General features: G+C 51.9%; 1 protein-coding gene. It reads left to right on the top strand.

All coding sequences use genetic code 11. The features are described 5' to 3' along the window. A partial coding sequence (locus tag ACS8FD_RS21240) for an amidase family protein (RefSeq protein WP_439277326.1) occupies positions 1-668 on the top strand: 668 nt, incomplete at both ends.

Raw genomic sequence — 668 nt, 5'->3', positions numbered from 1 at the left:
GTTAGATATGGCAGCTCGCCTCGATGAAGGTAGTCTTTGTCCGGTTGCGCTGGTAGAAGAGACGTTTGCAAACATCCGCTCTTCCGATCCCGCTATTTTTACAGAGTTGTTTGAAGCGCGCGCATTGAAAGAAGCTCATGCTTCTAGGCAACGTCGCCGTGACGGTAAGCCACTAAGCCCGTGGGATGGTATACCTATCGCATGGAAAGACCTTTTTGATATAAAAGATCGAGTGACCACCGCAGGCTCTGTGATTCTTAAATCCAACGTGCCTGCCCCTTGTGATGCCAATATGGTGGCCAATGCCTCTCAAGCAGGCCTTGTGTCAATCGGCTGTCTTAATATGACCGAGTTTGCTTATTCCGGCCTTGGTCTTAATCCACATTTTGGTACACCTAAAAACCCTCATGGCTCAGGCCCTGCTCGCATTCCTGGCGGCTCGTCTTCAGGGTGCGGGGTAGCTGTCGCGCGCGGTCTGGTGCCATTGGCTATCGGCAGTGATACTGGTGGCTCGATACGCATTCCTGCTGGACTAAACGGCATAGTCGGCTATAAAGGCTCTAGCGTTGCGTTTCCAAATGGTGGTACGTTGCCGCTCTCACCGACGTTAGACACCTTTGGTCCGCTTGCAGCTGATCTAAAGAGCTGTATTGGTGCGGCACAAATTC

The organism is Psychrobacter sp. 1U2, assembly GCF_051847575.1.
Note: the sequence above shows the minus strand (reverse complement) of the source record. Positions and strands in the feature narration are given on the sequence as shown.